The following is a 10,135-nucleotide window of genomic DNA, read 5'->3' as shown; positions in this document are numbered from 1 at the left end:
AGCGCCTCGGCGCCGGCGACCAGGTCGGCGAGCACCGCGCCGGCGTCCACGGACACCAGCTGGTCGGGATCGCCCACGAGGATCAGCCGCGTGGTGGGCCGCAGCGCCTCGAGCAGCCGGGCCATGTGGGTCAGCGACACCATCGAGGCCTCGTCGACGAGCACCACGTCGTGCGGCAGGCGATGGGTCCGGTCGTGGCGGAAGCGGGTGCTGCTGTCGGGGCGGCGCCCGAGCAGACGGTGCAGCGTGACCGCCGGCACGTCCCCGAGCTGGGCGATGAGCCCGCGGGTCCCGTCGTCGACCGCCCGCTGCTCGATCTCCTCGAACGCCTGCCGCACCGCTTCCTGGATCCGCGCGGCCGCCTTGCCGGTGGGGGCGGCGAGCCCCACGCGCAGCGGCGGCGCGCCGACGGCCGCAGCCTGCCCGGCCAGCAGGGCGAGCACCCCGGCGACGGTGGTGGTCTTGCCGGTGCCCGGCCCGCCGGTCAGCACGGTCGTCCACGAGCGGACGGCGACCGCCGCGGCCGCGCGCTGCTCGGCATACCCGTCACCGGGGAAGACGTGCACCAAACCGGCCTCGAGCACGTCCTGGTCCACGACCGGCGCGGACTGGTCGGCGCGGGCCTGCAGGTCGCGGACGACCTGCACCTCCTGGTGGTGGTAGCGCTGCAGGTAGACCAGCCCGTGCTCGACCACGAGCGCGCCTTGGGTGGTCAGGTGGCTGGCGGCGACCCGTTCGGTCCAGGTCGTGGGGTCCGGCCACGCGACCACGACGTCACCGGATCCGTCACCCTCGTCCGGAACCGTCACCTCCCCCAGCGCGTCGGGAACCTCGGCGAGGTCCACGGCGACCGAGCCGAGCCGCACGGCCCGCGTGGCGAGGGCCGCGGCAAGGACCGCCGCCTCGTCCTGCTCGTGGGCGACCCGTGCCAGGCTGCGCGCCACGTGCACGTCCGCGGCGGTGAGGACGCCAGCGCGGTTGAGGTCGTGCAGCAGGCCCGCGGAGCCCAGCGCGAGGCGCCGGTCGTAGGGGCCGACCCACTCGAAGGTCTCGACCGTCATCGCCGCACCTGCCCCCCTCCGGCCGGGCGCTCACCGCGGCGGCCGTCGAGCAGGTCGGATACAGCGGTGACGAGCCGCACCGACGGATGCCAGGAGAAGACCCCGCACGGGTCGCCGTCGACCACTGGGGTGTCCGGGCCGCACATGCCGCGCAGGTAGAGGTAGAGGACCCCCCCGAAGTGGGCCGGCGGGTCGTAGCCCGGCAGCCGCCAGCGCAGGAACCGGTGCGCGACCACGGCATACAGCAGTGCCTGCAACGGATAGGAGGAGTGGCCCATCGCCTCCACCAGGGCTTCGGGACGGTAGGCCGCGGCGGTGAGCGGCTCCTCGGCCGACCCCAGCCAGTTCGTCTTGTAATCGACGACCAGGTAGCGCCCGCCCGTGCGCAGCACGACGTCGACCGACCCCGTCAGGTAGCCGGCGAGCTCCTGCTGGGCCAGCGCCGGCTGCGCCTCCAGCACGTCCGCCCACCCCCGGACCGGGTCGCCGGCCCGCAGGTGCTTGCGCAGCAACGGGACCAGGTCGCCGAGAACCGCCCGGCCCCCCGGCTGCGCGGCACGTGCGCGGTCTCCGCCGCCGAGTGGCAGCTCGAAGTCCAGCTCGCACAACCGGTCTCGCCGGCCGATGTCACGCAGGGTCACCCCGGGCGCGAGGGGACCGAGCGGGCTGTCGTGGACCGCGACCAGGGCGTTGGCCAGCTCTTCGGCGTCGAGCTGCTCGACCGGCCACCAGATCAGCTGTTCGCCGATCCGCTCCAGCAGCTCGGCACGCAGGTCGGGGACCCCCGGGTCGGTGTGTTCCAGCACCGCGTGCACCAGCGACCCGAACGTGGCCCCCACCGGCAGCTCGCCCATCGGGGACGGCAGGTCCGCGCCCGGCAGCGCCAGGCCCGGCAGCAGCGGGCTGTCCTCGCCGATCCCCCCGACACCGGCGGCCGCGAACGGTTCGGGCACGCCCACCTCGGGCTCGTCCTCGCGCGGCGTGGACTCCGGCTCGCTGCCCACTCCACCGGTCAGCTCGTGCCCGTCCGCGTCGCGCGGCGTGCTCAAGGCTGTGTATGACGTGCGCCTCCAGGCCGTGTCGACGGACCGGGTGAACCGGCGCACGTCGAGCTTCGGTGGCGCGCCCGGGTCGACCGGCGCCACCTCGGGGGCATGGTCGGCCCGCTCGAGCGCGAAGGCGCCGAGCTGGGACCACAGCTCCAGCACCGCGGTCGCGTCCCCGTCCTTGCGCGGCACGCTCTGCGTGTCGGGCACGGCGGCCGCCTGCGGCTCCCGACCGAACAGCAGACGGTGCAACGGTGCCGGTGCGGTGTTGCTGGAGGGCGCCCACCAGGCGACGACCTGCGACTGGGCGCGGGTCAGCGCGACGTAGAGGAGCCGCAGCGACTCCCCCGCGTCCTCCTTCTTGTGGCCGGCGACGGCGTCCTGCCAGCCCGGCCCGCGGTCGCCGCCGAGGTCGAGGCAGCGGGTGCGCTCGGGCAGCTCGTGGTAGAGCGGGATGTCCGGGGTCTTGGCCACCCACCGGTCGAACAGCGAGGGCAGGTAGACGACTGGGTACTGCAGTCCCTTGCTGCCGTGGATGGTCACCAGCTGGACGGCGGCGGCGTCGCTGTCGAGCCGGCGGGTCCGGGCCCCCGAGCTCTGTGGCGCGTCGTCGGCCATCTGCGCCGTGAGCCAGTCGAGGAGGGTGAGCAGGCCCACCCGGTTGGCGGTGTGGCCGCTCGCCTCGTGCAGCAGTTGCCCCACGTGGCGCAGGTCGGTCAGGTCGCGCTCCCCGCCGAGCCGGCCGAGCACCCTCGCCGGGAGCCCACGAGCGGTCAGGTCCTCGAGCACCGCGGCGATCCCTTGGCGCGCATAGACATCGGCGAGTCGGCGCATGCGAGCGGCGAGCTCGTCGTCGAGCGCGTCCCGGCCGTCGCGCGCACTGTCGAGGTCCTCCGGGCCGAGGCCGATGAGGTCGGTCAGCGCCGCGGCGCGGGTGAGCATCGAGCGGTGGGGCGCCGCCATCGCCTCCAGCAGCGCCAGCCACTCGTGCGCGGCGCGGCTCTGCAGCACGTTGGAGCCGCCGGCGCTCACGGCGTGGATGCCCACCTCCCGCAGCGCCTGCTGCACCTCGAGCAGGGTCCGGGAGGTGTGGGCGAGGAACGCGACGTCCTTCGCCCGCAACGGCCGGGCGCTGCCGGGCTGCTCCTCGAAGGTCGCGCCCGAGGCGAGCAGCTGGGCCACGTCGAGGGCCAGGTCGCGGGCGACGTGGGGGCGGACGGCCGGCATCTTGGTGTCGCCACCGAGGTGCTCACGCCCGAGCACCTGTCGCAGCCGGAACGGCTCGGGGTGCGGTGCGCCCTGCAGCCGAACTCCCTGCTGGTGGGCCTCCACCGGGTGCACGAGGATCTGCTCATCGCCCAGCGCCGCCCCGCCGAGCAGGACACCGAGGGCGTCCACCAGACCGGCATCGGTGCGGTAGTTGCGCGGCAGGGTGCGCCGTTCGGCCGCCGTCGCGGCCGCACCGAGGTAGGTGACGACGTCACCGCCGCGGAAGGCATAGATCGCCTGCTTCGGGTCGCCGATGAGCACCATCGCGAGTGCGTGCCCGGTGAAGGCGCGGTCGAGCACCTGCCACTGCACCGGGTCGGTGTCCTGGAACTCGTCGACGAGCACCACGCGCCAGCGTTGCCGCATGCGGGCGCGGGCCGGCGAGTCCTCCGCCTCGAGCGCCTCGGCGAGCTGGGACAGCAGGTCGTTGTAGTGCATGACCTGCAGCCGCCGTTTGCGCAGGTCCAGCTCGCGGCGGACGACGTGGGCGAACTTCACCCGGCGGTCCGGCTCGCTGCCGGGCTCGGCGCCGTCGGGCCGCAGCGCCGCGTGGCTGTCCTCGATCGCGCGGCGCGCGATTGCGAGGGCCTGGCTGCGGCTGAAGAACGGCTCCTCCCGGTCACCGACGAAACCGCGCAGGTAGAGGTCGTCGACCACCTCGACGAGCAGGTCGTCCAGGTCCTCCACGAGCTGGGCACCGGCGTCGGTGTTGCCGGCCACGCCGAGGCTGCGCAGCACCTGGTGGCAGAACTGGTGGGTCGTCGCGATCGTCGCGGAGTCGAAGCTGGTGAGCGCGGCGCGCACGCGCTGCAGCCGGCGCGCCCGCTCCCCGTCGTCGGCGTCGAGGAGCAGCTCGACGAGCTCGTCACGCTCCGTCACCGCGGAGGGATCGGCGAGGGCGCGCTCGGCGCAGACCAGCTGCTCGCGCACCCGGGCCCGCAGCTCCTGGCTGGCGGCCCGCCCGAAGGTCACCACGAGCATCTCGGGCAGCTCGACGACCCCCTCGGCGACGTAGCGGGTGACCAGCGCCGCGATGGTCCACGTCTTGCCGGTGCCGGCGCTCGCCTCGAGCAGCACGGTCCCCTGCGGCAGCGGGTCGGCGATGTCGAAGTGCCGGGCCGCTGCGCCCGCGGCGGGCGCACCGACCGAGGCGACGGCGGCAGCCCCGGGAGTGCCCGTCATACGGCCTCCCTCGGTGTGCGCACCCAGGTGCGTTCCTCCACGCGGGAGCCGTCGGCACGTTCCAGGGTGAGCACCGGCTGCCAGACGCGCAGGGCGAGCTGCCCCAAGCGGGAGGAGACGCCGTCGAACCACCGCTCGTCCGTGGCGGGTTCGCCGAGGATGGTGTGCAGCGGCACCGTGCCGCCGTAGACCCGCTGGCAGGCGGTGTCGTCCTGGTCACCAGGCACCGACCATGCGCCGGTGCGGGTGGCCCAGGCGAGGTCGGCGGCGCGCAGGGCGGCGCCGGTGTCGCCTTCGTGGACAAAGGACTCGGCGAAGGCACAGGCCGTGGCCACCGGCATCGGCAGCGGCTCGCACAGCCCGCGGTCGCGGAGGGCGACGAGCTCGCCGAGCAGCCGGCGCGCGTCCTCCGGCGGGAGGGGGCCGTGGCGATATGCGCCGACGCCGGGCAGGCGGCCCTGCCGGAGCTGACCGACCACGTGGCTGCTGGTGCCCTGGTGGCCGCCGGCGGCCAGGGCGAGGGCGAGCACCCAGGACTGGAGCCGCTGCTTGGCGCGCAGCGTGGAGTAGGTGACCGTGACGGCCCGGTCGCCGACGAGACCGGTGGCGGTGCCGGTGAGCCGGCGCCCGTCCGGCAGGTCGACGTCCACGTCGACGGTGCGGGTCTCGGCCGGCTGCTCCGGCCCGCCGCAGCCCATCACCTGCCAGCCCAGCCCGGTGATCCGTTTGACCTTGCCGACCACCTCCTCGAGGGTGCGCCGCCCGAGCATGCCCGGGGGCAGCTCGCCCCGCCACTGTTCGGCGTCGCAGCAGGAGGCCAGGGAGCGGCCGGCGAGCACGCCGCGGAGGACCCGGTCGCCGATCGCCCACTTCTCGAGACCGTCGAGCTCGATCGGGATGCCCTCGGCCCGCTCCTCGGGCACCTCGGGCAGGAGCAGGCCGAGGCGCTGGCGCAGGTAGGCGTGGGCCGGGTTGAGCAGGAACCGGATCAGCTCGTCGAGGTCGACGTCGCCCTCGTGGGCCGGTTCGAGCGGAGTGCCGGTGAGCGTGAAGGGCTCGGTGCGTTCGGCGAGGGCGGCGCGGGCGCCGGCGAGCGCCGCGGGGTCGAAGCTGAACGGCGTGCCGTCGGGCAGCAGCGGGGGCTCGTCGGCCGGCGGGGCGCCGAGGTTGCGCTCGTCGTAGGGCTGCAGGGGGTGCCGCCGGATGAGGTGGTCGACGGCCGGCCCGGTCGCGGTGGCGCGCACGGCGTCGATGAGCTCGCCGAGCGGCACCGCGGGCGGCCGCTCGGCGCCGGTGTGCTCGTCGGCGCCGGTGTAGGTGATGACGACCGTCTCGCGGGTCGACATGATCGCGTCGAGCAGCAGCTGCCGGTCCTCGCTGCGGGCGTCCCGCTCGCCGGTCACCGGCGTGCGGGCGAGCACGTCGTCGCCGTCGGGCGTGGTGGAGCGCGGGAAGACGCCGTCGTCGAGGCCGACCAGGCAGACCACGCGGTGCGGCACCGAGCGCATCGGCACGATGGTGCAGACGGTGAGGGTGCCGGTGCGGAAGTTGGCCCGGGTCGCCCGGCCGGCCAGTCGTTCGCCGAAGAGGGCGTGCACGTCGGCCAGGCCCAGCGCGGTCGCGCGTCCGTTGCCGCCCTCGGCAGTCGCCGCCGCCTCGAGCCGGGCCAGCTCCCGCTCCAGCTGCGCGAGCTGCCATGTCTCGCGCGGACCCACGTCGGCGAGCCCGAGCACGCCCTCGCGCAGCGCCTCGGTCCACTCCCTCGCGGCGCGGCACTCGCGCAGTCGGTGCAGCGTGGCGCCCAGCCGGTCCACCACCTCGACCAGGCGGCCGGCCAGGTCGAGGTCACCGCTGTCGACGTCGTCCAGACCGAGCGTCGTGCCGAGGTGGTCGTGGTCCTGGCCGTCGAGCACCGCGCCCACGAGGACCCGGTCGAGGCCGCTGCGCCAGGTGTTCTGGGCGAACGCCTGCAGCTGGAAGTCGCCCCGGTGCTCCTCGTCCAGCCCCCATCGGATCACCACCTGGTCGACCCAGTCACCGACCCGGTCGAGGTCGTCGTCGTCCAGGCGGAACCGGTGCCGCACGGGTTCGGACCGGACGAGGTCGAGCACCTCACTGGCGGTGAGGCGCCCGCCCGCGAGGACCACCAGCCGGTCGGCCAGTCCCAGCAACGGGTTGGTATGCCGTGGCGCCCGGTCCGCGAGTCGCACCCGCAGGCGGTGGGCCGGGTGACTCTGCACCGTGTTGCCAGCCCCGTTTTCGACTGTCCGGTCGCCTGCGCGGTTGACCACCTCGCCGAGTCCGAAGCCGGCGTGCACCAGCGGCGCGTAGGCATCGATGTCGGGGCACATGACGAGGATGTCGCGTGGCTCGAGCGTGGGGTCGTCCTGCAGCAGGCCGGTGAGCACCTCGCGCAGCACCTCGACCTGACGGCTCTGCCCGTGGCAGGCGTGCACCTGGATGCTCCGGTCGGCCGCATCGGCGACCCGCCGCGCCCGTTCGGCAGGGGTGGGCGGGTGGTCGGTCCGCAGGTCGTCCTGCAGCCAGCCCAGCAGGGCGCCCGGCGCCCGCGTCGACCCCTCCGGCATCGATCGTTGTGCTGTTCTGGTCGCTGGAGCGGCCGAAACCGCACATTGATCGACGTCAACGATCGGGCGGTCGTCCGCGCCCGCGACCGCGAGCGTCCGCTGCAGCTCGCGCCCGTCGCGGCCCAGGGAGGCGAGCAGCGGGTGGTGCACGAGCGTGGAGGAGCTGTCGGCGCGCCGCGGCACGGGACCGGCGGCGACGGCGTCGGCGATCTCGTCCCACGCGGCGGGCGAGGCCTGCGGCAGCCACAGGTGCACATCGCGCCGCGTCCCGAGGGCGCGCAGGACCGCGACCTCGCTGCCGGCCACCCGGGTGTGGCCGAACAGGGACAGCCGTCCCGGCAGGTCGAGGTCGTCCGCCTCCGGGCCGCCCTGCTCCAGCCGGTCGACCACCCGCGCCTGGCGCAGGTCGGGAGGCACGTCGTCGACGAGGTCCAGCACCCGGCGCCAGAGTTCCGGCTGCCACGCCAGGTCGTCGTCGACCGTGCCGCCGAGGCCGTCGCCCGAGCCTCCCCCGCGCCAGTCCGCGACCATGGCCGGCCGCTGCACGGCATACGAGGAGAACAGGCCGGCGAGGCGGCGGGCGACCGAGTAGCGGCGGCCGCGCTTGAGGTCGCCCTCCTCCCCACGCTCGCCGTGCCCGAGGTGCTGGGCGAGCGTCGCCGCCCACCGTTGCCCGAGGGACTCGTCGATGGCGCGCAGCACCGGCCAGGCGAGGCGGTCGGGGTGCCACGGGTCGTCGCGGTCGACGCCGAGCACGAGGGCGACCAAGGAGTGCGGGTTCAGGAAGCGGACCCCGGCGCAGACCCCATCCTCGCCCCGGGACCCGGCCCCCAACCGGTGGGAGAGCCGCTGGGCGAGCCAGCGCTCCACTCCCTTGGCGGGCACCGCGACGACCTCCTCGGCGAAGGGGTCCGCGAGCGGCGCCGCGAGGAGCTCGGCCAGGCCGTCGGCCAGCACGTCCGTGGACGTGGCCCGGTGGACGAACAGCGTCACGGGTCCCACCCAACCACGTGGGGCGGACAGCGTCGGCGAGGGCCGGCCGGGGTGGACGACCGACGCCGGCGAGGCCGGAAATTTTGCATCTGTCAGGCGGACAGCGCAGCAACTATGATGGAGATGTACCCATGTGAAAGGAGGATGTGCGGTGACGATCGCAGCAGAGAAGGTGCACCAGTCGTTGGCGGAGCACCTGCAGGTGGACGGGTTCGACCTCGTCGTGGACCTCGAGCGCAGCCGGGGGTCGCGACTGGTGGATGAGGTGACCGGCACGGCATACCTCGACTTCTATACGTTCTTCGCCTCGTGCCCGCTCGGCCTCAACCCGCCGCAGCTGGTCGAGGACGAGGAGTTCTCGAAGCGGCTGCTCGTCGCGGCGCGCAACAAGCCGGCGAACTCCGACGCCTACACCACCTACTTCGCGGAGTTCGTCGAGACCTTCGCGCGCGTGGCGGGCGACCCGGCGCTGCCGCACCTGTTCTTCGTCGAGGGCGGCGCCCTGGCCGTCGAGAACGCGCTGAAGGTGGCGTTCGACTGGAAGAGCCGCCGCAACGAAGCCGCTGGTCGCTCCCCGGAGCTCGGCACGAAGGTGCTGCACCTGACCAAGGCCTTCCACGGCCGCAGCGGCTACACGATGTCGCTGACCAACACCGACCCGAACAAGGTCGCGCGCTACCCGAAGTTCGCCTGGCCGCGGATCGACGTCCCGGCCGTGACCTTCCCGCTGGAGGAGCACCTCGCGGAGGTCGAGGCCGCCGAGCAGCACGCGCTGCAGCAGGCTCGGGAGGCGTTCGAGGCGAACCCGCACGACATCGCCTGCTTCCTCGCCGAGCCGATCCAGTCCGAGGGCGGCGACAACCACATGCGCCCGGAGTTCCTGCGCGCGATGCAGGACCTGTGCCACGAGTTCGACGCCCTGTTCATCCTGGACGAGGTGCAGACCGGGATGGGGCTCACCGGCACGACGTGGGCCTACCAGCAGCTCGGGCTGGAGCCGGACGTCATCGCGTTCGCCAAGAAGGCGCAGCTCGGCGGCATCATGGCCGGCCGTCGCGTGGACGACGTGCCCGACAACGTCTTCCACGTGCCGAGCCGGATCAACTCCACCTGGGGCGGCGGGCTCGCCGACATGGTTCGCTCGCAGAAGCTGCTGGAGATCATCGAGGAGACCGGCGCCGTCGAGAACGCCGCCGCGATGGGCCGCGTGCTGCTGGAGCAGCTGCAGGACCTGGCGAAGCGCCACCCGGAGACCGTCTCGAACGCGCGCGGGCGCGGGCTGCTCTGCGCGATCGACCTGCCCGACGCCGCCACGCGCTCGACGGTGCTGGCGCGGCTGTTCACCGACGAGCACGTCCTGCTGCTGCCGTGCGGCGAGCGGTCGGTGCGGTTCCGGCCGATCCTGTCGGTGACCGAGGCGGAGCTGACCGAGGCCACCTCCGCCCTCGACCGGGTGCTCAGCGCGGTCGAGCAGGGCTGACACCGCCTACCTGACCTCACGCCCGCGGGCTGGGGTTACCTCCCGCCCGCGGACTGTTGCTGGTGGTTGGCGACTCGGGAATCGCCAACCACCAGCAACTCTCGGTATGCCGAGTGGTTGCCGATGCGCCCTTGACGCGCCGCGGGCTCGACTCACCTTCGTGGTCGTGGGCTGTCGGCGGGGCCCCCGAACCGGGCAGTTGCCGCGCGCCGCCAACGCGCCCGCGAGACAGGCCGCGAACCCGACCTCGTGGCTGTCGACCCGCAGCCGGCAGCGGTGGACTCACCGATCACTCCCAGCCGCAACGACGGGCAACAGCAACGGGTTCATGGGACCGGCAGTATGCCCGGCGACGCCGCTACCTGGCACCTCGTTTGCGGTAGGCCGCGGTCTTCACCCGGTTCTGGCACCGGGTGGAGCAGAAGCGTCGGTGCGAGTTCTTCGACAGGTCGACGTAGACCCGGTCGCACGCGGGCGCGGAGCAGACACCCAGCCGGCTGCCGAGGTCACCGCCGA

General features: G+C 74.0%; 5 protein-coding genes. 1 reads left to right on the top strand and 4 read right to left on the bottom strand.

Annotation, left to right across the window (positions count from 1 at the left end; genetic code table 11):
* The 3 genes from VFL99_RS00630 to recC all read right to left on the bottom strand — a co-directional run.
* Positions 1-1,061 (bottom strand): AAA family ATPase (locus VFL99_RS00630; protein ID WP_325104380.1); only part of this gene is annotated, 1,061 nt, incomplete at its 3' end.
* Positions 1,058-4,558, bottom strand: coding sequence for a UvrD-helicase domain-containing protein (locus VFL99_RS00625; protein ID WP_325104379.1), 3,501 nt, complete (start codon positions 4,556-4,558; stop codon positions 1,058-1,060). The genes VFL99_RS00625 and VFL99_RS00630, both read right to left, overlap by 4 nt.
* Positions 4,555-8,139: an exodeoxyribonuclease V subunit gamma gene (gene recC / locus VFL99_RS00620; RefSeq protein WP_325104378.1), complete on the bottom strand. Its 3,585-nt coding sequence runs from the start codon at positions 8,137-8,139 to the stop codon at positions 4,555-4,557. The genes VFL99_RS00625 and recC overlap by 4 nt, the downstream gene beginning before the upstream one ends.
* A gap of 151 nt (positions 8,140-8,290) precedes the next feature.
* Here recC and lat point away from each other — a divergent pair, with 151 nt between their 5' ends.
* On the top strand, positions 8,291-9,619 hold the full coding sequence (lat, locus tag VFL99_RS00615; RefSeq protein WP_325104377.1) for an L-lysine 6-transaminase: 1,329 nt from the start codon (positions 8,291-8,293) through the stop codon (positions 9,617-9,619).
* 358 nt (positions 9,620-9,977) lie between these two features.
* Here lat and VFL99_RS00610 read toward each other — a convergent pair whose 3' ends face one another.
* Positions 9,978-10,112, bottom strand: a complete 135-nt coding sequence (locus tag VFL99_RS00610; protein ID WP_325104381.1) for a CGNR zinc finger domain-containing protein — start codon at positions 10,110-10,112, stop codon at positions 9,978-9,980.
* Between the last annotated feature and the right edge of the window lie 23 nt (positions 10,113-10,135).

This window comes from Segeticoccus sp., from assembly GCF_035708005.1.
The sequence above is the reverse complement of the archived record's forward strand: the minus strand, read 5'-3'. Positions and strand labels throughout refer to the sequence as shown.